The following is a 20,132-nucleotide window of genomic DNA, read 5'->3' on the forward strand; positions in this document are numbered from 1 at the left end:
GGTGAGAATATGGAAAACATGGCATTAATGGCAATTGCAGCAGCAACACTCTTGAATTCAATCGGGTTGATTGTGCTTGCAATGGGAAGAAGATAATTTGAGTAAAGGGATAAAAAGAAGGGAGTGAGGAAGGTGACATATCCAAAACCATTTATGTCACTGGCGGATCTGGCAGCCTTTACCGGGCTGTCAGAGGAATACCTGTTGAGTGTGTACCGCCGCAAGGACAATGATTTTGCAGGGAAACTGGATCCAGCAAAGAAGAATAGCAAGATTTTCTTTGACACAGAGAAGTTCGATCAGTGGAGAGCAAAGCAGATCAAGCTGGAAGTGGAAGCAATGAGAAGAAAAGGTTGTGGGGTAGCGTGAAAACCGAACCAAGACAGAAATTATGTAAACCAAAGAAAAAGAGCCGATGCATGGGGTGCACCGACTCAGGTCCATATGTAATCAACCAATTACATAGTATCACTGGGCCGCAAAAAAGTCAAGAAATCGAGGAAAAACCAGGGGTGAAATTCCCCTGTTTGGTACTCGATTAAGATATTAAACTTAGGAGCCTTTTGGTATGAAAACAAAGCGTAAAACCTGGTATCTGCAGAAGAAGGATATCCTGTATGTGGAAGAGAATCATGATGGTAAATATGGAGCTAAGGGGCAGAAGAGATTGCCGAAGAGGAAGACCACTCCGGAAGACATCCAGAGAGTAAACCGCTGGAATAAGTCGAAAAAGGCAAAGATCCGCTTAATGGAATATTTTTCCCCAGGTGATCTGTGGGCCACCTACACATACAAGCCCGAGAACCGCCCTCCAGATATGGACACGGCAAAGAAACAGTTTTTGGCAGTAATGGACAAGCTAAGAAAGATTTACAGGAAAAGAGGAAGAGAGCTTTTCTGGATCCGAAACATTGAAAAAGGAACCAAGGGAGCCTGGCACATCCATTTTGTCATAAACGATATCGGAGACACCGCCAGTCTCATAGAAAGAGCCTGGCCCTACGGTGGGGTGTATGTAACCCAGATCAGAAAGAGTAACTGTCCGGAAGAAGATTTTCAAAAGTTGGCAGATTACATCACTAAGGATGAGAGAACCAGGGAAAAGAAGAAAGATGGTACCCTGGCAAAACCAAGAGTTAGTGAAAGCAGCTATAGCCATTCGAGAAATATGCCGCTCCCGGAACCAGTGCCGAAAGAATTGAAGCGCTGGCCGAAGAAAGTAAAGCCGAAGAAAGGTTATTACATAGCGAATCTGTATGAGGGAAAGAATCCGGTTTCTGGATATAATTACCGGCATTACACAATGATCCGGTTAAACAGACGAATTTAAAGAGAAGAGGGTTAGAACCATGAAGGTGAATATTTACCTGGAAACGGACAAACAGTGCCAGGCATGTATACAGAGAAAATATGGATACGTGATTGAAATCATGCATCATGGACAGATTGTGACCAGGGAAGGATTTGGATGTGTGGTAAGCACATATCATCAATGCAACCTGCAGGCGCTTGCGGAGGCACTGGCAAGATTTCATTCTTCCTGCGAGATCTGTATACACACGAAAGATACCTTCGTGGCATCCAGAGTTCTGAGAATATCAGATCTGGCAGCAGGTGGCTTTAAGGATACAAAGGGGAACGAGATAAAGAATGCGGATGAATGGAGAAAGGTTTACCAGCCTATTGACAGGCTTAAGCTGGAAGTTTCTTCATCTGCCGGTACACATTCATATTCACAGTGGCTCCAGGAGGAGATGATAAAGCATGGAGATAGCTGAACTTTGGGGAAAAGGATGGAGTCTGCGCCCGGAACAGGATCCCAGGACAATGACATACATAGGAACAATAACAAGAGCTGGTATGAACTTCCACTACTACAGAGGGGATGATGGCGAGATCTATTTTGATGATGAGCCGGAAGGTGGAAAGCCGGAGTGGATGGAAAAAGCCGACCGAAAGCAAAGAAATAGACGGAGCCGTAAAACCATAAAAAGATGAAAAGAGGAAAAGTATGAGGACGATAGCAGTAATCAATTTAAAAGGCGGTGTAGCCAAAACAATTACATCCAATAGCTTCGCCTATATTTTGGCGGAGCAGGGAAACCGAGTCCTCCTGGTGGACAACGATAAACAGGGGGACGCTTCCAGAGGATTGAATTGCCGCACACAGGATGGAGAAGGTATTGACCGGATTATGACTGCCAGACATCCGGAAGACTGGATGGGAAAGCTGATCAGACACACGGCATATTACAATCTGGATGTATTGCCGGCGAATATGCGTCTGTTGATGGCAAACCAGGAAGTGATGTTTGATCAGACGCGGCCACAGCAGTTCCGAATCAAAAATGCACTGGCATGCGTGGCGGAGCAGTATGATTTTTGCATAATCGATAATGCACCGGATATTAATATATCCACAATTAATGCGCTGACAGCCTGTGATGATGTTCTGATTCCAGTGGAAATTGATGATAATACCACAGAAGGTCTTCCGGAACTGGTGAATCAGATCGGATACACAAAAGAGGAATTGAATAAAGATCTGAAGAATTACTGGATCTTTATCACAAAGTATGACAAAAACAATCTGGCACAGGAGCAGGGAGCAGAACTGATACAGGCAGCAGGATATCCTATTCTCAGTACAAGAATCCGTTATTCCAGGAAAGTGTCTGAATGTACGTATGCAAGAAAGCCTATTCCGTTGTATTCTCCGCGTTCGTTGGCTGCAAAAGATTACAAACGCCTGGTAAAAGAGTATCTGGTGGCAGCAGGAATCATGATGGATAAATGGACGGAAGGGAGGGAAGCCTGATGGCATTTAATCTGGCAGATATGGTGAACAACCGAAAGCCCGTGGAGACTGAGAATATCAGTGATACAGTGTATCGTGATGTTTTTGAACTAGAACCATCCAAGGAGAATTTCTATTCTACAGATCCAGAGCGACTACAGGGACTGAAAAACTCAATTCTTTTGTTTGGTGTAATGCAGGATGTTCTGATTGAGGATGTGAATGGTAAAGACAGGATCATATCCGGACACTGCCGTACAATGTGCTGCAGAATGCTTGTAGAAGAGGGGCATGAAGAGTTCCGGAAGATTAATTGTAAATATACCAAAGTGACGCTGAACACGGAGAAGCTTCCAGAAGATAAAGATGAAAAAGTGGAACAGCTGCTTAATAAGCTGGGAATCATCCAGGCAAACCGGTTCCGGGAGAAAACCGACTGGGAGAAAATGAAGGAAGCCCTTATCACGGAGGAAGTGATTAAAGAGCTCCGGGATTTGGTCGATCTGCAGGGAACCACAAGGAAAATGGTACAGGCAACACTTGGAACATCCGGGACTCAGCTGGAAAGATATCATGCAATTCAGAAAAAGCTGAGCCCTGAGCTTATGCAGGAGTTTAAGAATGCGAAGATAAATATATCCGTGGCCAGGGAGCTGACCGATCTGGATGAGAATCACCAGAAAGAGGCTCTGGAACTGTATCAGAAGAATGGAGCAATTACACTTCCGGAAGTAAAGACGTTGAAAGAAAAACAGGAGCTAAACCGCCAGATTCCAGGACAGCTTACGCTGGCAGAAGTAACCGGGAAATATCGTCCGCCGGAAGATGACACGGTAATTGATGTGGACGTTCAGATTGACAGATTTTTTGAGAGTTTGAAGCGGTCCACGACAGAACGGATCCAGAAGCGAGATAAGAATATGTCAATTTACATGCTTAGCACCCTGTATGATGGTGTTCGGATCAGAAATGGACATCTGAATTATCAGGGGAAAAAGGATGGAATTCTTTTTAATCCGGACAGTGATGAGGAAAAGTTGATCACCTGGCAGCAGTTGGCAGAAACCTTGATAGAAAAATACGGAAAAAAACAGAAATCAGTAAAGATGGCTCCGCTGGTAGATCCACAGAAAGAGTGCCCGTATTACAGGGAAGATGAGGTATTTACTCCGGATATTGCAAGGATAATAAAAATCTTCCTGGAAGATGTATATGCCAAGATGTATGTGGGCGCCGCCAGACGCTTCCGGGCAATGGGAGCTGAATTTGCCGCAGTGCAGAGAGGCAAAGAAAAAGATTTTGTATTCTATGATGAAAAAGGTGGAAAGGTCTGCTATGTGTCGAAGAAACGCATGGAATTTGAGTACCAGGAGCGAGTTAAGAAAGAAGAACCAGATCCGCCTGAAACACAGCCAAATGAAGCAATGGAGACTCTTGAAGAGATAAATAATTCCTGGAGTGAATGGAAACCAGAAGAAGCTGTGAAAGAGCTTTGCACCAGGTATCCGGAACTGCTTAAGGGAATCATGCAGATTTGTCGAAAATATAAAAAAAACGGGGAGCGAGCTCAAGAGCTACAGAAAAAATATGCTCCTTATGGATATCATAGCCAGGCGTGTGATGGATTCAGCTATACATTCGAAGGGTATTCAAGGGGAATAACGATCCAATCCAATACCCAAAAGAAGGAAAGCAAGATGAGCTATATCCGTCTGGTGTTAGAGCTTGTTAATTTGTATGATCCAGATTCTTCAGAATTTGATCTTACAGAAGAAACAATGGAAATGTCCGACTCGGACAAGCCAGAATGCTGCCAACAGGCAGCTGAAATCACGGACGAAAGGCAGCAGGATACTGAAGAAAATCAGAGCTTGGTGTACGATTGCCGGGAAGAAGAACATGAACAAGAGCCTCTTGACATTATGGGAAATGACACAGAACGTAAGGCATGGCTGAGAAGTTATAAATTGTGGGGACTCTGGTACGAAGACAAACATATAGGCGCGAGGTATTACAAGTATGACTTCGAAAATGGCACACGACTGATCGTAGAAGAGTATGATCCAGAACCGCAGCAGTCACATTGGTATAATCCGGGCGAATCGTACTACATGCATTTAGTAGGTGGCCCAGAGCCAGACAGAAAAAATCAGATTCCAAAATGGACATACCATGCTAAATACAATAAATATCCAAACAGTGAGACGGAGCTTGTTGAGTTTCTGAAAGCGATTCAGAAAGGAAAAAGATGAACAGAGCAGAGAGAAGACGACAGGCAAAGGAACTGTCAAAAAGCAAGATGCCACTACCACTGAATGTTGCACTGCCGGTAGAGGGGGATGCTGACATAACTGGCCAGGAAGCTGTTGTCTTAAAGACATATTTGGAACTGAAGGAAAAAGAAATCAGAGAAAATGTTACTGCCGCTTTGATGAAGGAAGCCCAGGAGAAGCTTACCAGGGCAGAGGACTATATCGCCATCATCAATATATTGATTATCTTATATGCGAGTAAGATGGCTTGGGGATATACAGAAGAAAATAAAAAGCTCATGGAAAATTACAAAGCGGCCAGGGTTTATGTGGATCGCGTGGGAGCTGCAGCAGCCTATGCGCAGATAAAAAAAGAAATGGATATTGAAATCGAATTTGAAGATCTGGATAATTACAACATTTACAAAGAACTTGGATTTGACAGAGAGGCGGTGTGAGATGTGCTGCAGGAAATAAAGTTAGAGGATGCTCTGAAAAAGTTTCTCCAAGGGAAGAAAGTACTGGTGATGTATGATGAAAGTCTAAAAAACGATGGCACTGAATTCATAGTAGAGGCTCTGGAAAAAATGTTGGAGAGAAACCGTTACCTGGTGGATGTGCCTGCAATAGAGGATTTTGAGTTCAAACAAGAAGTAGAACAGATGGTAAAGACAGAAAAATCCTCCACTAAGGCTGTAAAAAAGAAATTGGTAGATCTGCCAAAGAACAAAAGCAAGCTGGATGATTGCCAGGAAGAAATCATCCAGATGCTGAAAGACGGAAAATCACAGTATGCAATTGCAAAGGAATTAGGCGTTGTTCAGTCAACGGTTACTCACTGGATGGCGAGACATGGAATTGACAAGCAAGGAAACCAAAAGAAGTGTGCAACCTGCCAATACAGAGAAACAAGCCCGGGAAAAGGCGGCTGTGACTACATAGGGAAAACTGGTCACAGAAGGGGCTGTAGTGTTGAGAATTGTGATAAATATGTGGAGGACAAGCATGAAAAGGCAGCTGCTCCTGGACTATGACAAGCCCAGGAGACAGCTCCGGGCAGCAGGGAGGCGGTGAAATATGAATTTCAGAATGTTGAAAAAGAAATATAGAAAAATGTATGGTCAAAATCCACCTAAATGGATGAAGGAAAGACTGATTAAAACAATGGTAAGTCCTTCAGAGTACAGAGAAATCAAAGCTATAGGGATAAAAACAAATTTTATGAAGGTAATATTTACAGTGGCTGATGAGCTGCGGAAAGAAATGCGCCAGTATGAACGTAATACGGCGAATTTGGTTAATGCTACCAGGATTTTATCTGAAAGGAGAAAAATGTAGAAATGAAAATCAGATCACAGAGTAATCAGCTGATAGATATGATTGGAAAAGCAACTACCACAGTCCGTATGCCAACCGGTTCCTATCAAATATTGGCACATACCAAAGACAAGAAGGTGGGAGCTGTCCTGGGAGAATATAGTACAGAACAAAAAACTGTTCGTGTTCTCTGTGCTATCCAGGTTGCCGCTCAGCATCCAGAAAAAATAAGAATCTTTAATATGCCCTCGGATGCAGAGGTGGTCCTGTGAAAAAATACGAGACCAAAGTACAAGAATTGGACGTGCACCGTAAAGAAATCATACAGATGGTGAAAACCGGAAGTTCACAGAAAGAGATTGCAGAAAAATATGAAACCTGGCCGTCAACAGTTAGGTATTGGTTCAGAAAGCGAGGTATTAAGCCGGAAGTGCTGAGGGGTAACAAGAAATCTACTGGGAGAAAATGTTCAAGCTGCATATACAGACAATTAAATCCCAATCTTGGAAATTGTGACTATATCTGCAAAACCGGACATTCCAGAGGTTGCAGTGCCATTAACTGCGACAAATATGTAAAAGGCAGACCTATAGCAAGTATGAAAGAAACGGTTGAGGATTATGATATCTTCGATGAATGAGGCAGAAAGGCGGTAAATCAAAGATGGCACCGAAATGTAGAGAATGTGAAAATACTGAGTTTCAAGATATGAATGGGAGACCTAATCACTGGTACTGTAAACATCCGGAGGTAAGGGAACATGTTAGTTGTCCGGCTGATACATTGATTTGCAAAACAGAGAGACATTCAACAGAGATAACAGTCAAGACAAGCCCTAAGTGGTGTCCAAGGAGGAAAACAGATGGAAGATAGAACATGTAAAACATGCGATTACAATGATGATCTTCTCTGCGACAAGAAGGGAATCTGGATCACAGATGACTACAGTTGTAACAAATGGGAATTCGAACAGGTAACAGACTGGAGAGACAGTATGCTGGCCAGGTTCCTCAGAACGAGGTGAGACAATGGAAAAAGAGACATACGAAGGAATCGAGAAAATTGCGGATAACCTCCAGGCAGCAGCCGGAAGAAAAAAGTGCAGGGAAATAGAAAGAGCCAACAGTTTCTATGAGGGCTACGAACAAGGAATTGAAGATATGCTTAGAAGCATCCGCCAGGAGGGAAGAAAATAACATGAGACTAATTGATGCAGATTTACTGGTGGAAAATTGCAAATGCACAGGGAAATTTGAAGATAATTTTAAATGTGTAAGTTTGTCAGATTTAAGGAGAGTTATTGGAAAACAACAAACTGCCTATGACGTAGACAAGGTTGTAGAGCAATTGGAAAAACTAAAAGATACTGAACAGGATGACAGTGTTGCTGAAAAGATAAGTACAAGAAATTGGAATAAGGCAATTCAGAATGCAATCAGTATCGTGAAAAAAGGTGGAGCTAAATGAGCAAGATTGGAAACAAGGAATACATAGATTGTCCAGAATGTCCAAGATGCAGACCACAGCCAGGATTAAGAAATGGTGTAAAATGGGGAATTTGCTATGGAAGTGGTAATCTTGTTTATTTAGAACCTTGAAGAGAAAAAAGAAATTGTGGATCTGGATGGATTAACTATCCAGTATCAAGCTGTGGCTTATATGAAAAGAATGATCCAGAAGCTCTTAAAAGATGTTTGGAATGGGGATGAATTAGATGGTAGATGTAATTGTTGCAATGGGGGTTGGTGTACTGATCGGAGCCTTTGGCGTGATCGCCTGGTGTTTGCATGAATCAAAGAAAGATAGGGGAGAGAAAAGATGAACAAAGCAATTTTAATGGGACGTTTAACAAGAGATCCAGAGGTAAGATACACCTCTGGAGAAAATTCATTGGCAATTGCCAGATACACGCTGGCCGTAGATAGAAAGATCAGAAAAGATGGAGATGCAACTGCGGACTTTATTCCCTGTGTAGTGTTTGGCAGATCTGCCGAGTTTGTGGAGAAATACTTCCGGAAAGGCTTGAAGATTGCTATTGTGGGACATGTTCAGACTGGAAGTTATACCAACCGGGATGGACAGAACGTTTATACTACAGAGGTTGTTGTGGAAGAACAGGAATTTGCTGAGAGTAAAAATTCTGGATCCGGCAGCAGCCAGCAGAATGCTCCGCAGCCATCTCCAGATGTAGGACAAGACGGCTTCATGAACATTCCAGACGGAATTGAAGAAGAACTTCCGTTCAGTTAGAAAACAAAGAAAAGGTAAGAAGGAAGAACTATGAGCGGACTAAAATTTCCGAAAGGTGAAAAAAAGAAAAAAAGAATGTCCCATCCAGTAAGTATTCTTGGAAGTAGAAAAGACAGGTGCTACTTGTGCGGCAGATATGGACATACTGAAGAACATCATATATTTGGTGGCCCGAATCGGACACTATCAGAAAAATATGGATTAAAGGTTTATTTGTGTCTGGAGTGTCATTCGAGTGGTAAACATGCTGTACATAGAGACAAAGCAGTAATGGATGAGCTTCACAGACAGGGACAGGAAGCCTTTGAGAACCAGATTGGCAGCAGGGAACAGTTCCGGAAGATCTTCGGGAGGAATTGGCTATGACATTATATGAGATCACAGAAGACATAACAAAAGAATCAGAAGAGGCAGTAACCATAAAAGAAGCATCAAAAAGGCTGAACCGAACAGTCGGGAGTTTGTACGGCGCCGCAGCTGAAGGAAGAAGGATAAACGACAGATATTATCTAAGAGCCGCAGACCGAACCCTCAGCAGAAACAAAGACCGGAACCTGCTTCTGGAGTATGATCTGATCCGGCAGCAGTTATTGAGGAAAAAGAAATGAGTGCCAAGATAATCTTGCACCCAGACCATCCTGGATATTGTAAAGAGTGTATATACGACACAAAAGACGGTCAGTGCAGGAATGAAGAGTATAAGAAAAACGCATATACAGTCATTTGTGTTTGGCGTTATTGCAAATATAAGAAAGTGATAAAAGAAAGGGAAAGGCTATGAGCAGAGTAAAAGAGAGACTCAAACAGTACAAGTGGGAACTGGAAAAGCAAACTCAATATAAGCAGGGACTTCCAGGAAGTGCACTTGATATTGTAAATACGCTTTTAGCAGATCTGGAAGAGGATGAGAAGAAAAAAGGTTGGATTCCAGCAAAGGAAAAACCTACAGAGTATGGACAGTATTTGGTTACTTTCAAGAAGAATACAAAGGTTTATATTGCAGAATATGGGATCTGCCAGATGCCAGTGACGGTATTGGGACAGCCTATTGGATGCGGATGGTACAGTTCAACGGGATATTACTATGCAGAAGATAGCATTGTTGCTTGGCGACCGCTTCCAGAACCGTATAAGGAGAATGAGAAACGTGAGATTGATTGATGCAGACTTACTGAAGAAAAATTGCAAATGCAGTGGAAAATTTGAAGATAACTTTCAATGCGTGCCATTATCTACACTCTCGAAAGTAATTGATAATCAGCCGACCGCCTATGATGCGGATAAGGTTGTGAAACAGTTGGAAGAAAATAGGTGGATTCCTGTTGCCAAGGGACTGCCAGAAGAATTAGAAACAGTACTTGTCTGGTTTGAATATTACAGATATGGAAATTTTAACTGTATGTATCAAACATATGGGCTAGGATATGTTGTTGGAGGTAAATTTAGTGGAATAATTAATGGGACGAGTGGCTGGAAGAAATTAAAAGTCATTGCATGGATGCCACTTCCAAGACCATATGAGGAGGGGAAATAGTATGAGACTGATTGACGCTGATAAGGTTCTTGAAAGATTACAAGAATGGAATACATCAGATAAAATGGATAAAGCACTATATAACTTTGCACGAAACAGAATTGTCGAACAACCAACAGCCTATAATAGGGATAAGGTTGTGGAGCAGCTGGAAGAGATCAAGAGAATGATGGAATCAAATATCAGCCCAGATTGTTTTCGGGAGGAATGTATAGAAGCTGATTGCACAGTCTGCCTTGCTGGTAAGGTGATCGAAATTGTGAAGGGTGGTGGGAATGAATGAGAGTGGAAGAAATTGCATTAAGACAGGAAATTAGACAAATGATGAATGAAGCTGGATTGAATAAGAATACTATTCGCAAAATGGCATCCATCAATTCATATGCCAAGAAAAGCAGCACGCATTTTTCTTGTGGTCAAAAACGTAAAATTAGAACCACTGCAGGATATAACAATAACCGAAATTCGTAACGAGGGACTTTCTTCCATGGCAGTTCATGCTGGAGATACGGAAATGGCAATGGCTGAATGGAAAAGCCTATGGAATGGCACTGTCAAGAAAAATGATCTTAACCGTTACGGCTGGGAAGCAAATCCATGGGTATGGGTAATTGAATTTGAACGAATTGACAGAATCGTGGGAGGTGAGACAAATGGACAAGAGAATTCTGGAACAGTACATAGATGCTTGTGCACTGATCGAGGAGACGGAAGTGGAGATTCAAAGGTTGAGGAAAAGAAAAGAAGTAACTCAGGATTCTGTCCGGGGCAGTAATCCTGAATTTCCTTACCAGCCGCAGAGCTTTCGAATCCAGGGAACGCGAGAAACCATGAAAGATAGAAATCTCATGGATGAAGAGGAAAAACTCCTGGAAGAAAGAAAAGAAAACGCGAACAGGATAAAACGAGACGTGGAGCAGTGGATGAATAGGATCCCAATGAGAATGCAAAGAATCATCAAGTGGAAGCTGTTTGATGGATTGACCTGGCAGCAGGTGGCACGAAAACTGGGACCTAAAGCCACAGAGAATTCTGTGAAAAAAGAATTCGAAAGATTTTTAAGAAAAAAATAAAAAATGTCACGAATGTCACACATGTCACGATTTAATATGTAATAATATAAACTGAACCAAGTGGATAAAGAACACTGTTCGGTTCAAGTAAACCCCACAGATTAAGTAAGTATGATTGCCAGGTAAAATGCCTGGCAGTTGTATTGAAAAATCAAAACTCTCCTTAATGAGTAATGAAGATGCAAGTGCCGCAACACTGTCTGTGTACTTCGAGGGTAGGAATGAGATTTCTTAAATAATGTTGCAGACGTAAATAAAAAGAATCAGGGAAGAACTGGGAAACCTCCATGCGATTGGTATAGCGGCACGTATGGATTGCAAACCCGGAACATAGCTCAGTGGTAGAGCAGCTGGCTTATAACCAGTGTGTCGGCGGTTTGATTCCGTAGGTTCCGATTCGGTTGTGCCGCCGATATAATGGTACGATATCGACTCATACATATTTTTCTAAGAACATCCGGTTGAATGCTGGATGTTCTTTTTATGCAGCAGAAAGGCAGGACAAGCATGGCAAGAGAATTTGCAAAAGCATTTTATCAATCAAGACAATGGCAGAAGTGCAGAGCTGCTTATATAGCTTACCGAAAATCTATTGATGGTGGAATGTGTGAGTCTTGCCATGAGGTACCTGGATATATTGTGCACCACAAGATACATCTTACTCCAGAGAATATCAATGATCCAGACATCAGTCTGGGCTTTGGTAATCTGAAATACGACTGCCATGCTTGCCATAATGCAGAGCATGGGGCAGCAGCTGTTCCTGGCTTGATTGAATATACCTTTGATTCACAGGGCAATCTGGTGCCAGTCCCCCCTAAAAACGATTAGGGCGTAGGGGAACACGAACCGGGAGGGGAGATTAATTTTTACGCACGAAGAAATCGCGTGACCGGTGTAGTAGGAGGTGAGAACGTTGCAGAAAAATAACCCGATTTTTGCCGAAACAGGGGAACTCTTGAATAAAGAAGCAATGATTAAAAAAGAACTGAAAAAAATAAAATCAATTTACAAAGATCTGGATTTGAAGCGTAAGAAAAATGCGGAATCGCTTATGAATTCTGCAGCGTTTATGGCTGTTTCCATGATGGAATTAGAGCACATTATCAACCTGAAAGGATACACGGAAGAGTACCAGAATGGGGCGAATCAGAAGGGGATTAAAAAGTGCAGTGAGGTTGAAATCTATAATAACCTGGCAAAAAATTATCTTTCTTACGTGAAACAGCTAGACGATATGCTTCAAAAAGCAGGAGGACAGACCAAGAGTGATGAGCTCATAGACTTTCTGACGGGCGGTGGGTAAATGACGGAATTTGAGCAGTATTTCACCGGCCTTTTGGATGGTAAGATTGTAGCCTGTGAAAAAATGAAAAGAGTTGCAGACATGCTCCTTGAACAGTATTACTCTCCAGGGGAATTTCATTTTGACTATGATATTGCAAAACGTCACACGGATTTTATCGAAAGATTTTGTAAGATTCCATCTGGCAGGATTGGAGCTCCTTTAAAGTTGGAGTTATTTCAGAAAGCCAGGTTTCAGGCAATATATGGATTTGTAGATGACAATAACCTTCGCCAGTACAATGAATGTTTGATTGTTGAAGGTCGAAAAAACGGTAAAACAACGGAAACTGCATCTGTGGAAATTGATCTTTTAGTAAATGATCGGGAAGGTGCTCCGCAGATTTACAATGTGGCAACCATGCGCGATCAGGCAGCTCTTGGATTTACTGCATGCTACAAAATGGTTCAGCAAAGTCCCTTGTTAAGCAAGCATATCAAAAAGAGAGCAAGCGACCTTTATTTTAAACAGAATTTTGGATTTATAAAAGCATTGGCAAGTAACACCAACAGCCTTGATGGACTTGATGTTCATGGTGGGGTTATTGATGAACTTGCTGCTATAAAAAACAGAGATATCTATGATTTGGTAAAACAGGCAATGGGAGCCAGACGGCAACCGTTGCTTTTTTGTATTACAACAAACGGATTTATCAGAAACGGAATATTTGACGCACAGTATGACTATGCAGCAGGAATCCTGGAGGGAAAAATACAGAATAATAGATTTATTCCGTTTATTTATGAACTTGATGACAGAGAAGAATGGGATAAAGAAGAATGCTGGGAAAAGGCAAATCCTGGCCTTGGTCCGATCAAATCTTACGATTATCTCCGGCAAATGGTGCAGAAAGCAAAAGATGATCCTACATTCAAACCAACAGTTCTTGTAAAAGACTTTAATCTTAAACAGACTGCGGAAACTGCATGGCTCCGTTGGGAAGATCTCAATAATGAAGAACGAATTGGGGATAAAAAATTCCGGTATGGAATTGGCGGGTTTGATGCAGCTGATTGTGTGGATCTGAATGCAGCGAAGGTACTTTGCATGCGCAAGGGTGATGAAAAGATTTATGTTAAGCAGATGTACTGGCTTCCACAGCGTGTATTGGATGAATATGAAAACTCCGGAAGAAGACAAGGACGTGACAATGCACCATACACCTTGTGGAAAGAACAGGGACTGCTGAGAACGGTTGATACCTATAAGGTGAATAAGAAGGTAATCTTAGACTGGTATCTGGAAATACAGGAAAAAGAGGATATTTACATGATGGCGATAGGTTATGATCCATGGCATATTGATGATTCACTTTTGCGAGAGTTCGAAGCTGCTTTTGGAAAATCTGCAATGATACCAATCCGGCAGGGCGTTGCAACTCTTTCTCAGCCCATGAAAGAGTTAAAGGCGGATCTGAGTGCCAAGAAGGTCGTTTACGATAACAATCCAATTGACAAAATGTGCCTGGCAAATACGGCGGTAAGGACTGACATAAATGGAAATATTCAGCCTGTAAAAACAGATGATCCAAGAAAAAGAATTGATGGAACTATGGCGTTGGTTGATGGCTACGTAGTCCTTAGAGATAAATTTGATGAGTATATAAGCTTGATTTAAGCAGGAGGTATATATGGCATTTTGGAACAGAAACAAAAATCGAGGGAGGGAACCTACCGCAGATAAGCCTAATACAAGTGAACAGTACAAGATGGTGATAACCTGGGGCGAACATTATTATTCCTGGAATGGAAAATTATATGACAGTGATATCATCCGGGCATGCATTCGTCCAAAGGTGAAAGCTATCGGAAAACTTGTGGCAAAACATATACAGGAAAACGAAAAAGGGTTAAAGGTAAACCCCAAAACCAGTATAAAGCTGCTTTTAAGTAACCCGAATCCTTATATGACAGGGCAGATGTTCCAGGAAAAGCTTGCGAATCAGCTATGCCTTAGCAACAATGCTTTTGCACTGATCGTTCGAGATGAGAATGGATATGCAGAGCAGATGTATCCGATTCCGGCAACAATGGTGGAAGCGATATATGGGACTGCAGAAGAACTTTTTCTGAAATTCACTTACAAGAATGGAAAAACGGGTACCTTTCGGTATTCGGATATTATCCACTTGCGCCAGGATTATGAGGGGAATGATATCTTCGGAGAAAATCCGGCACCGGCGCTGGCTCAGCTAATGGAGTGTGTTGGATACATAGACCAGGGAATTGTGAAGGCAATTAAAAATTCCGGAATTATCCGCTGGCTGCTGAAATTTACCAGTTCCATGCGTCCGGAAGATGTAAAAACCAATGTAGAACAGTTTGTAAAGAATTATCTTGCTATTGAAACGGATACTTTCGGAGCAGCTGGTGTGGATGCTAAGGTCGACGCAAAACAGATTGAAGCAAAGGACTATGTTCCGAATGCGTCACAGACGGACCGGATCACAGACCGGATTTATTCTTTCTTTAACACCAACAAACATATTGTGCAGTCAGATTGGAATGAAGATCAGTGGACAGCATATTATGAGGCGGAAATTGAACCGGTTGCAATACAGCTTGGGAAAGAGCTTACAACAAAGCTCTTTTCACCAAGAGAGAGAGGCTGTGGAAATTACATAACATATGAGTCCAGCAACCTCCAGTGTGCAAGCATGAGTACCAAACTTGCATTTCAGTCCATGGTGGATCGAGGAGCAATGACACCCAATGAATGGCGTGCAATCTTGAATCTGGCACCTATTGAGGGCGGAGATAAGCCAATCAGGAGACTGGATACCCAGGTGGTGGACATGCTGGAAAGTATGCTTAACAAAATGAACGGTGAAAATTACCGCGAAATGGCAGGATTAATGGGGCAGTTGTTAAAAGCTGCTTATATAGAGATGCATGGAGGTGAAAAGAAAGTTGAAACATAGAATTGATGTCAGAGGAGCAATGATACCAAATGACTATAAATGGTATTATGACTGGTTTGGCGAAGACAGTACATGTCCGAGAGACGTAATGAAGGTTTTATCGGCAGCAGTCCCAGGAGATGAGATTGAGGTATATATCAATTCCCCAGGCGGAATAATCGATGTTGGATCTGAGATTTATACCTTACTCAGGAGCGCTGCGGAAAAACATGATATGCGTATATACATTATGGGGGAGGCTTGCAGTGCTGCTTCTATAGTGGCATGTGCCGCTTACTGTGAAATGTCTCCAACGGCACTCATGATGGTGCATTGTGTATCTTCAGGAGCCAGGGGAAATCACAGTGATATGGAGCACATGGCAGAAGTTCTTAGAACTGCCGATCAGGCATTGTGCACAGCATACACTGCAAAGACTGGAATGTCCGAGTCGGACGCATTGGAAATGATGGAAAATGAAACCTGGCTTACTGCTGAACAGGCGAAAGAACGAGGGTTAATTGACAAGGTGATGTTTCAGGAGCCGGAAGAAAAGCAACCTTTCGTTGCTGCCGTAAATTTCCACTTGCCATCATCTGAGCAGATGGCGAAAGTAAAAGCTATGATGGAAGCTGATACAGGGGATGGCACAGAGAAAGAAAAAGCTGTAAAAATAGCCAGGGCAAGAGCTGAATTATTATCTTTGGCTGAAAGAAAATTAATGGATTAACAGGAGGAATGAGAGATGACTTATAACGAGTACACAGAAAGTCGTAAAAACCTTATCACAGAGGCTAACGGTCTTATCAATGAAGGAAAACTGGATGAAGCAAATGCAAAAATGGAAGAGGTAAAAGCTCTGGATGAAGAGTGGGACAAGACTGCAGAAGCAATGGCAACTGCAAAAGCCCTGGAAGGTAACCAGCGTGCATTCAACGTCCAGGATCTGAATGATTCCGTAGCAGCGGCTGCTGCAAGTGGTGGAGAGGCCACTGCGAAAATGAGTTTTGTTCAGGAAACTGCTGGCAGCTTAGAGAATGATCAGCATAGTACTGATGCTTATAAAATGGCATGGGCTAAAACCATGATGGGGAAAACTCTTACTGCAAAAGAAACAGAGATCATGGAAAAAGCAAATGCATATACCCATACAACTGAAAATACTGGAGTGGTTATTCCAAAAACAGTAGCTGACGGTATCTGGGATATGGTAGAAGAGCTGTATCCGTACTGGAACGATATTCAGAAAACCTATGTCAAAGGAAACTACAATGTTCCGATTGGAGATGAATCCACTGCTGCCGAATGGTACGAAGAGGCAGACGTAACTGCAGATGGAAAAGATACACTGAAGGAGCTCGCACTGAATGGCTGTGAATTATCCAGATGCGTAACCATTTCCTGGAAACTGAAAGAGATGGCAATTGATGATTTTATTAATTATATTCAGCGGAAACTGGCAAGAAAAATTGGTGCAGGGCTTGGATATGGAGTAACCCATGGTAAAGGAAAGCCAAGTGCAAGCGATCAGTTCAAGCCAGAACCTTTGGGGGTAGTTACAGCTCTGGAAAAGGAAGATAAGACTCCACAGATTACAACTTATGAGAAGGGAAAGCTTGCATACCAGGATTTGACCAATGCGAGAGCAAAGGTAAAAGTTGGGGCAAATGAGCTTAAAATTTATGCAAATTCCACCACTATTTGGAGTGAACTGGCAAATGTAACAGATAAAAATGGAAAACCGATTTTCATTCCGGATCCATCTGAATCCGGTGTATTTAGAGTGCTTGGAATGATGGTAAAACAGGATGATTCCATGGAGGACGGTGAAGTCCTGATGTCCAGTCCATATGTAGGCTATCAGGCAAACGTAAACAAAGATCTCACAGTAATGACTGAGGATCATGTAAAAGCCAGAAACACTGATTATTGTGGATATGCTATCGCGGATGGTGGTGTTACTTCCACAAAGGCACATGCTCTGTTGAAATATACCGTGACAGAAGCCACAAGTGATACAGATCAGAAAACTCAGGCGGGGGAATAACAAGCCGGGCAGCAGCGGCGGCAAATACTGTTGACTACAGTGCTTACACAATAGCACAGCTAAAAGCAGCAGCCAAGGAAAAAGAAATCCCAGGATATTCTAAAATGAAAAAAGAAGAACTGCTGGAGGTGCTTATGAATGACGTTTTCTGAAAATCTGATACAAGACCTTATGAGAACAGTTCGGGGAAAATCTCAGGTGACAAAGTTGGACGTCACGGATCTTGCCGAGGCGTGTGTAGTAGATCTTAGCTTGGTTGGAGTATATGTAACTGATCCAGAAGAACCCCTGTGTAAGCAGGCTTTAAAACTTTATTGCAAGGGGCATTATGGATATGACAAAGATCAAACAACATTCAGGGCGGCATATGCCGCCTTGAGAGATTCTATGGCTCTTTCTGGAGATTACGGTAAAAAAGAGGTGAACCAGGATGGATGAAGAAGCAAAGCTTCTGGTAGTGAAAAATGCGAAGGATAAAGATGGATTTGCGGAGGAAAGCATCACAGAAGAATATCCAGTTTATGTAACTGAAAAATCTGCTACAAGATCTGAGTATTATGCTGCTTTACAAGCCGGAATTCAGATTAAGCTTGTGCTTGAAATGAGACTGGAAGACTGGGAACAGACTGCGCACCTATCGGGAAACAGAAAGGAATATGCTACACAGCTGGAATATGACGGAGCTGTATATGATATTTTGAGAACCTACAGGGCAGATAAGGCAAAAATAGAAATCATATGCACATAGGGGTGAGAAGATGAATGTGAACCAGAAAATTGAAAATGCACTTTCGGACTTGGTAGCAGGAAATATCTGGCCGCTGGCGTGTCCGTTGGAGGAAAAACCGAATACATTTGCAGTATATATGATTGAACGGACAACCCCGGCGGATTATGGGGATGATTCGCACAGTGAATGGATTCAACACCTGGAAATCACATGGTTTTCTCGTTCTGCATCCGGGAGCAAAAGGAAACCGGTTAATTACCTGGCAGCCGAGGAAAAGATTATTGCAGCGCTTGAAACAGCAGGGTTCACAGTCAAGAATTCTATTCCTGGCTATGAAGGGGATACTGGTTATACAACTTGTACCATTACATTTTGCATCAGGAAGGAGCAATGAAGCAATGGCAAAGTGCAGGGTGGATTCCATGGATGATCTGCTGCAGACACTGGAGAATGCTGCAGATGTTGACTCAATATCAGAAGAAATGCTCACAGAAGGAGCGCAGGTCCTTCAAAAGAACATTCGTGAAGAGATAACCAGCGCGGCAGACCGCGGATATGCAACAGGAGAACTGGCAAGCTCGGTGATACCAGATACTCCAGAGAAAAATGCGTTTGGCCATTACGTTAGTGTCAGACCGGTTGGAATTGACAGTAAAGGCGTAAGAAACGGAGAAAAGTGGGGATATCTGGAGAATGGAAACGGAGGTAATCAGAAACCTCACCCATTTGAAGATAGAGCAACAAAAAGATCAGAGACTGAATGTACAGAGAAAATGCAGGAAGTATTTAATAGACATATAAACATATAGTAGGAGGATATTAACATGGCTAAAATTGGATTTGAGTACATTGTAGCAGCAAAATTAGATACAGAGGCGTCTGTAAGCAAAGCAACAGCAAAGTATAAGGAAGCGAGAGTAATTGGTCCGGCAGCAAATGCAAACTTTAATATTAACACCAGCGATGTAAAAGATTATGGTGATGATAATGTAGTAGAAACAGACGTATCTCCGACAGGTGGTACAGCTTCACTGGAACTGAATGAGCCAACTATGCAGAATGAAGGATGGCTGCTGGGACATACAGTGACAGAAGATGACGGAATGGTCAGAAATGCGAACGATATTCCGCCATATGTAGGTATTGGATTTGTTGGGAAATCTGTCCGGGCACATGAAACAGTATTTAAAGCAAAGGTTTATTTAAAAGTACAGTTTAAAGAACCAAATGATGAGAATGCAACCAAACAGGACACTGTAACATTTACACATACAACAATGGAAGGTAATTTATACACTTTGCAGAATGGTGATATGAAAGCCGAAAATGAGTTTAAAACACTTGCGGAAGCAAAAACATATGTGAATAAAATTCTTGGGGTTACCGATTCTTCAACCGGTAAGTAAGGAGTAAAACATGGGCATATTTAAACCAAGAGGAGTGGCAATTGTTTTGAATGGAGAGGAAAGACATTTCCTCTTCACTCTCAACATGATTGATCAGATTGAAGAAAAGTATGATAAACCATTAATGGAAGTGCTTGAGGATGTAGCAAATGACACAGGAAATGGACATTTGATGCGCGATATTGTGGTCATACTTCTGAATGACGAAGCAGAGCGAAATAAACGTATGAAGGCAAGCGTTGAATACTCAACTGTGACAGAAGCAGATGTGGGAGACATGATCGGGCTTGACAATTACTATGAAGTTATGAAAGCGCTTCTGAAAGCCTATGGAATATCCATGCCAGAGGTAGATGAGGACGAGGACCCAAACCAGAAGAGCGGGCAAATGAAAAGCTGAATATTGCCCGCATAGTTTACATCGGAATGACAAAATTGTATTATACGGAATCCGGAGTGCTGGATATGACGCCCAGGAAATT

General features: G+C 42.2%; 36 protein-coding genes and 1 tRNA gene. All 37 read left to right on the top strand.

What is annotated here, in order from left to right; translation table 11 throughout:
• Positions 1-132: 132 nt before the first annotated feature.
• The 37 genes from AB5170_RS05085 (at position 133) to AB5170_RS05265 (ending at position 20,050) form a co-directional block, all read left to right on the top strand.
• A complete protein-coding gene (locus tag AB5170_RS05085) occupies positions 133-369 on the top strand; it encodes a hypothetical protein (RefSeq protein WP_294432681.1) in 237 nt (78 codons plus the stop codon).
• Between the two features lie 199 nt (positions 370-568).
• Positions 569-1,330: a hypothetical protein gene (locus AB5170_RS05090; RefSeq protein WP_368361480.1), complete on the top strand. Its 762-nt coding sequence runs from the start codon at positions 569-571 to the stop codon at positions 1,328-1,330.
• A gap of 19 nt (positions 1,331-1,349) precedes the next feature.
• The gene (locus tag AB5170_RS05095; RefSeq protein ID WP_294432684.1) at positions 1,350-1,778 is read left to right on the top strand and encodes a hypothetical protein; all 429 of its coding nucleotides are present in this window, start codon (positions 1,350-1,352) and stop codon (positions 1,776-1,778) included.
• Complete coding sequence (locus AB5170_RS05100) at positions 1,765-1,998, top strand: hypothetical protein (protein WP_173718569.1); 234 nt, start codon at positions 1,765-1,767, stop codon at positions 1,996-1,998. Before AB5170_RS05095 ends, AB5170_RS05100 begins: the two co-directional genes overlap by 14 nt.
• Positions 1,999-2,011: 13 nt before the next feature.
• Positions 2,012-2,818: a ParA family protein gene (locus AB5170_RS05105; protein WP_294432688.1), complete on the top strand. Its 807-nt coding sequence runs from the start codon at positions 2,012-2,014 to the stop codon at positions 2,816-2,818.
• Positions 2,818-5,049 carry a ParB/RepB/Spo0J family partition protein gene (locus AB5170_RS05110; RefSeq protein ID WP_294432689.1) on the top strand — a complete coding sequence of 744 codons (2,232 nt, stop codon included), beginning with the start codon at positions 2,818-2,820 and terminating at the stop codon, positions 5,047-5,049. The genes AB5170_RS05105 and AB5170_RS05110 overlap by 1 nt, the downstream gene beginning before the upstream one ends.
• Positions 5,046-5,507 carry a hypothetical protein gene (locus AB5170_RS05115; RefSeq protein ID WP_368361479.1) on the top strand — a complete coding sequence of 154 codons (462 nt, stop codon included), beginning with the start codon at positions 5,046-5,048 and terminating at the stop codon, positions 5,505-5,507. The genes AB5170_RS05110 and AB5170_RS05115 overlap by 4 nt, the downstream gene beginning before the upstream one ends.
• Before the next feature lie 3 nt (positions 5,508-5,510).
• The gene (locus AB5170_RS05120; protein WP_368361478.1) at positions 5,511-6,083 is read left to right on the top strand and encodes a helix-turn-helix domain-containing protein; all 573 of its coding nucleotides are present in this window, start codon (positions 5,511-5,513) and stop codon (positions 6,081-6,083) included.
• Between the two features lie 43 nt (positions 6,084-6,126).
• Positions 6,127-6,387 carry a hypothetical protein gene (locus AB5170_RS05125; RefSeq protein WP_187565562.1) on the top strand — a complete coding sequence of 87 codons (261 nt, stop codon included), beginning with the start codon at positions 6,127-6,129 and terminating at the stop codon, positions 6,385-6,387.
• Between the two features lie 2 nt (positions 6,388-6,389).
• Complete coding sequence (locus AB5170_RS05130; RefSeq protein ID WP_187565561.1) at positions 6,390-6,638, top strand: hypothetical protein; 249 nt, start codon at positions 6,390-6,392, stop codon at positions 6,636-6,638.
• Complete coding sequence (locus AB5170_RS05135) at positions 6,635-7,006, top strand: hypothetical protein (RefSeq protein WP_187565560.1); 372 nt, start codon at positions 6,635-6,637, stop codon at positions 7,004-7,006. Before AB5170_RS05130 ends, AB5170_RS05135 begins: the two co-directional genes overlap by 4 nt.
• Before the next feature lie 222 nt (positions 7,007-7,228).
• Complete coding sequence (locus AB5170_RS05140; protein ID WP_204454212.1) at positions 7,229-7,390, top strand: hypothetical protein; 162 nt, start codon at positions 7,229-7,231, stop codon at positions 7,388-7,390.
• Positions 7,391-7,394: 4 nt separating this feature from the next.
• Positions 7,395-7,562: a hypothetical protein gene (locus AB5170_RS05145; RefSeq protein WP_187565558.1), complete on the top strand. Its 168-nt coding sequence runs from the start codon at positions 7,395-7,397 to the stop codon at positions 7,560-7,562.
• Between the two features lies 1 nt (position 7,563).
• Positions 7,564-7,833 (top strand): hypothetical protein, encoded by a 270-nt coding sequence (locus AB5170_RS05150; protein ID WP_187565557.1) that lies wholly within the window; start codon positions 7,564-7,566, stop codon positions 7,831-7,833.
• Complete coding sequence (locus tag AB5170_RS05155; RefSeq protein ID WP_368361477.1) at positions 7,830-7,964, top strand: hypothetical protein; 135 nt, start codon at positions 7,830-7,832, stop codon at positions 7,962-7,964. The genes AB5170_RS05150 and AB5170_RS05155 overlap by 4 nt, the downstream gene beginning before the upstream one ends.
• A gap of 220 nt (positions 7,965-8,184) precedes the next feature.
• On the top strand, positions 8,185-8,616 hold the full coding sequence (locus tag AB5170_RS05160; RefSeq protein ID WP_187565555.1) for a single-stranded DNA-binding protein: 432 nt from the start codon (positions 8,185-8,187) through the stop codon (positions 8,614-8,616).
• 30 nt (positions 8,617-8,646) lie between these two features.
• Positions 8,647-8,982: a hypothetical protein gene (locus AB5170_RS05165; protein ID WP_187565554.1), complete on the top strand. Its 336-nt coding sequence runs from the start codon at positions 8,647-8,649 to the stop codon at positions 8,980-8,982.
• A complete protein-coding gene (locus AB5170_RS05170) occupies positions 8,979-9,224 on the top strand; it encodes a hypothetical protein (RefSeq protein WP_187565553.1) in 246 nt (81 codons plus the stop codon). The genes AB5170_RS05165 and AB5170_RS05170 overlap by 4 nt, the downstream gene beginning before the upstream one ends.
• A 169-nt stretch (positions 9,225-9,393) precedes the next feature.
• Positions 9,394-9,777: a hypothetical protein gene (locus tag AB5170_RS05175; protein WP_187565552.1), complete on the top strand. Its 384-nt coding sequence runs from the start codon at positions 9,394-9,396 to the stop codon at positions 9,775-9,777.
• Positions 9,764-10,150, top strand: a complete 387-nt coding sequence (locus AB5170_RS05180; RefSeq protein WP_187565551.1) for a DUF551 domain-containing protein — start codon at positions 9,764-9,766, stop codon at positions 10,148-10,150. The genes AB5170_RS05175 and AB5170_RS05180 overlap by 14 nt, the downstream gene beginning before the upstream one ends.
• A gap of 1 nt (position 10,151) precedes the next feature.
• A complete protein-coding gene (locus tag AB5170_RS05185) occupies positions 10,152-10,433 on the top strand; it encodes a hypothetical protein (RefSeq protein WP_204454210.1) in 282 nt (93 codons plus the stop codon).
• Positions 10,430-10,621, top strand: coding sequence for a hypothetical protein (locus AB5170_RS05190; protein ID WP_368361476.1), 192 nt, complete (start codon positions 10,430-10,432; stop codon positions 10,619-10,621). The genes AB5170_RS05185 and AB5170_RS05190 overlap by 4 nt, the downstream gene beginning before the upstream one ends.
• A gap of 182 nt (positions 10,622-10,803) precedes the next feature.
• Positions 10,804-11,223 carry an RNA polymerase subunit sigma-70 gene (locus tag AB5170_RS05195; protein ID WP_187565547.1) on the top strand — a complete coding sequence of 140 codons (420 nt, stop codon included), beginning with the start codon at positions 10,804-10,806 and terminating at the stop codon, positions 11,221-11,223.
• A 323-nt stretch (positions 11,224-11,546) separates the two neighbouring features.
• Positions 11,547-11,620 (top strand) — tRNA-Ile (locus AB5170_RS05200).
• A gap of 86 nt (positions 11,621-11,706) precedes the next feature.
• Positions 11,707-12,054 (top strand): hypothetical protein, encoded by a 348-nt coding sequence (locus tag AB5170_RS05205; protein WP_368361475.1) that lies wholly within the window; start codon positions 11,707-11,709, stop codon positions 12,052-12,054.
• Positions 12,055-12,139: 85 nt separating this feature from the next.
• Positions 12,140-12,529 (top strand): hypothetical protein, encoded by a 390-nt coding sequence (locus tag AB5170_RS05210; protein WP_187565546.1) that lies wholly within the window; start codon positions 12,140-12,142, stop codon positions 12,527-12,529.
• Positions 12,530-14,185, top strand: coding sequence for a terminase large subunit (locus tag AB5170_RS05215; RefSeq protein WP_368361474.1), 1,656 nt, complete (start codon positions 12,530-12,532; stop codon positions 14,183-14,185).
• A 13-nt stretch (positions 14,186-14,198) separates the two neighbouring features.
• A complete protein-coding gene (locus tag AB5170_RS05220) occupies positions 14,199-15,488 on the top strand; it encodes a phage portal protein (RefSeq protein ID WP_368361473.1) in 1,290 nt (429 codons plus the stop codon).
• The gene (locus AB5170_RS05225) at positions 15,478-16,197 is read left to right on the top strand and encodes a head maturation protease, ClpP-related (protein ID WP_294432729.1); all 720 of its coding nucleotides are present in this window, start codon (positions 15,478-15,480) and stop codon (positions 16,195-16,197) included. The genes AB5170_RS05220 and AB5170_RS05225 overlap by 11 nt, the downstream gene beginning before the upstream one ends.
• Before the next feature lie 15 nt (positions 16,198-16,212).
• Positions 16,213-17,514 carry a phage major capsid protein gene (locus AB5170_RS05230; protein WP_294432730.1) on the top strand — a complete coding sequence of 434 codons (1,302 nt, stop codon included), beginning with the start codon at positions 16,213-16,215 and terminating at the stop codon, positions 17,512-17,514.
• A gap of 50 nt (positions 17,515-17,564) precedes the next feature.
• A complete protein-coding gene (locus AB5170_RS05235; RefSeq protein ID WP_368072577.1) occupies positions 17,565-17,666 on the top strand; it encodes a Rho termination factor N-terminal domain-containing protein in 102 nt (33 codons plus the stop codon).
• Positions 17,653-17,952, top strand: a complete 300-nt coding sequence (locus tag AB5170_RS05240) for a DNA-packaging protein (protein ID WP_294432732.1) — start codon at positions 17,653-17,655, stop codon at positions 17,950-17,952. Before AB5170_RS05235 ends, AB5170_RS05240 begins: the two co-directional genes overlap by 14 nt.
• Complete coding sequence (locus AB5170_RS05245) at positions 17,945-18,262, top strand: hypothetical protein (protein WP_294432734.1); 318 nt, start codon at positions 17,945-17,947, stop codon at positions 18,260-18,262. The genes AB5170_RS05240 and AB5170_RS05245 overlap by 8 nt, the downstream gene beginning before the upstream one ends.
• Positions 18,263-18,272: 10 nt before the next feature.
• Positions 18,273-18,638 carry a hypothetical protein gene (locus tag AB5170_RS05250; protein ID WP_302672389.1) on the top strand — a complete coding sequence of 122 codons (366 nt, stop codon included), beginning with the start codon at positions 18,273-18,275 and terminating at the stop codon, positions 18,636-18,638.
• A 4-nt stretch (positions 18,639-18,642) separates the two neighbouring features.
• A complete protein-coding gene (locus AB5170_RS05255) occupies positions 18,643-19,053 on the top strand; it encodes an HK97-gp10 family putative phage morphogenesis protein (protein ID WP_187565538.1) in 411 nt (136 codons plus the stop codon).
• Between the two features lie 15 nt (positions 19,054-19,068).
• Positions 19,069-19,650 carry a major tail protein gene (locus tag AB5170_RS05260; RefSeq protein WP_368361472.1) on the top strand — a complete coding sequence of 194 codons (582 nt, stop codon included), beginning with the start codon at positions 19,069-19,071 and terminating at the stop codon, positions 19,648-19,650.
• Positions 19,651-19,660: 10 nt separating this feature from the next.
• Complete coding sequence (locus AB5170_RS05265; RefSeq protein WP_187565536.1) at positions 19,661-20,050, top strand: hypothetical protein; 390 nt, start codon at positions 19,661-19,663, stop codon at positions 20,048-20,050.
• The last annotated feature ends 82 nt before the right edge of the window (positions 20,051-20,132 follow it).

Source organism: Ruminococcus sp. RTP21484sp1_RTP21281st1_A8_RTP21281_210402, from assembly GCF_040914025.1.
Taxonomy (GTDB): Bacteria; Bacillota; Clostridia; order Lachnospirales; family Lachnospiraceae; genus Blautia_A; species Blautia_A faecis.

Excerpts from the sequence above, each read along its gene's own strand:
- AB5170_RS05090 (WP_368361480.1), top strand. The coding sequence starts at position 569 with ATGAAAACAAAGCGTAAAACCTGGTATCTGCAGAAGAAGGATATCCTG.
- AB5170_RS05095 (WP_294432684.1), top strand. The coding sequence starts at position 1,350 with ATGAAGGTGAATATTTACCTGGAAACGGACAAACAGTGCCAGGCATGT.
- AB5170_RS05100 (WP_173718569.1), top strand. The coding sequence starts at position 1,765 with ATGGAGATAGCTGAACTTTGGGGAAAAGGATGGAGTCTGCGCCCGGAA.
- AB5170_RS05105 (WP_294432688.1), top strand. The coding sequence starts at position 2,012 with ATGAGGACGATAGCAGTAATCAATTTAAAAGGCGGTGTAGCCAAAACA.
- AB5170_RS05110 (WP_294432689.1), top strand. The coding sequence starts at position 2,818 with ATGGCATTTAATCTGGCAGATATGGTGAACAACCGAAAGCCCGTGGAG.
- AB5170_RS05115 (WP_368361479.1), top strand. The coding sequence starts at position 5,046 with ATGAACAGAGCAGAGAGAAGACGACAGGCAAAGGAACTGTCAAAAAGC.
- AB5170_RS05125 (WP_187565562.1), top strand. The coding sequence starts at position 6,127 with ATGAATTTCAGAATGTTGAAAAAGAAATATAGAAAAATGTATGGTCAA.
- AB5170_RS05130 (WP_187565561.1), top strand. The coding sequence starts at position 6,390 with ATGAAAATCAGATCACAGAGTAATCAGCTGATAGATATGATTGGAAAA.
- AB5170_RS05140 (WP_204454212.1), top strand. The coding sequence starts at position 7,229 with ATGGAAGATAGAACATGTAAAACATGCGATTACAATGATGATCTTCTC.
- AB5170_RS05145 (WP_187565558.1), top strand. The coding sequence starts at position 7,395 with ATGGAAAAAGAGACATACGAAGGAATCGAGAAAATTGCGGATAACCTC.
- AB5170_RS05150 (WP_187565557.1), top strand. The coding sequence starts at position 7,564 with ATGAGACTAATTGATGCAGATTTACTGGTGGAAAATTGCAAATGCACA.
- AB5170_RS05155 (WP_368361477.1), top strand. The coding sequence starts at position 7,830 with ATGAGCAAGATTGGAAACAAGGAATACATAGATTGTCCAGAATGTCCA.
- AB5170_RS05160 (WP_187565555.1), top strand. The coding sequence starts at position 8,185 with ATGAACAAAGCAATTTTAATGGGACGTTTAACAAGAGATCCAGAGGTA.
- AB5170_RS05165 (WP_187565554.1), top strand. The coding sequence starts at position 8,647 with ATGAGCGGACTAAAATTTCCGAAAGGTGAAAAAAAGAAAAAAAGAATG.
- AB5170_RS05170 (WP_187565553.1), top strand. The coding sequence starts at position 8,979 with ATGACATTATATGAGATCACAGAAGACATAACAAAAGAATCAGAAGAG.
- AB5170_RS05175 (WP_187565552.1), top strand. The coding sequence starts at position 9,394 with ATGAGCAGAGTAAAAGAGAGACTCAAACAGTACAAGTGGGAACTGGAA.
- AB5170_RS05185 (WP_204454210.1), top strand. The coding sequence starts at position 10,152 with ATGAGACTGATTGACGCTGATAAGGTTCTTGAAAGATTACAAGAATGG.
- AB5170_RS05190 (WP_368361476.1), top strand. The coding sequence starts at position 10,430 with ATGAGAGTGGAAGAAATTGCATTAAGACAGGAAATTAGACAAATGATG.
- AB5170_RS05195 (WP_187565547.1), top strand. The coding sequence starts at position 10,804 with ATGGACAAGAGAATTCTGGAACAGTACATAGATGCTTGTGCACTGATC.
- AB5170_RS05205 (WP_368361475.1), top strand. The coding sequence starts at position 11,707 with ATGCAGCAGAAAGGCAGGACAAGCATGGCAAGAGAATTTGCAAAAGCA.
- AB5170_RS05215 (WP_368361474.1), top strand. The coding sequence starts at position 12,530 with ATGACGGAATTTGAGCAGTATTTCACCGGCCTTTTGGATGGTAAGATT.
- AB5170_RS05220 (WP_368361473.1), top strand. The coding sequence starts at position 14,199 with ATGGCATTTTGGAACAGAAACAAAAATCGAGGGAGGGAACCTACCGCA.
- AB5170_RS05230 (WP_294432730.1), top strand. The coding sequence starts at position 16,213 with ATGACTTATAACGAGTACACAGAAAGTCGTAAAAACCTTATCACAGAG.
- AB5170_RS05240 (WP_294432732.1), top strand. The coding sequence starts at position 17,653 with ATGACGTTTTCTGAAAATCTGATACAAGACCTTATGAGAACAGTTCGG.
- AB5170_RS05245 (WP_294432734.1), top strand. The coding sequence starts at position 17,945 with ATGGATGAAGAAGCAAAGCTTCTGGTAGTGAAAAATGCGAAGGATAAA.
- AB5170_RS05250 (WP_302672389.1), top strand. The coding sequence starts at position 18,273 with ATGAATGTGAACCAGAAAATTGAAAATGCACTTTCGGACTTGGTAGCA.
- AB5170_RS05255 (WP_187565538.1), top strand. The coding sequence starts at position 18,643 with ATGGCAAAGTGCAGGGTGGATTCCATGGATGATCTGCTGCAGACACTG.
- AB5170_RS05260 (WP_368361472.1), top strand. The coding sequence starts at position 19,069 with ATGGCTAAAATTGGATTTGAGTACATTGTAGCAGCAAAATTAGATACA.
- AB5170_RS05265 (WP_187565536.1), top strand. The coding sequence starts at position 19,661 with ATGGGCATATTTAAACCAAGAGGAGTGGCAATTGTTTTGAATGGAGAG.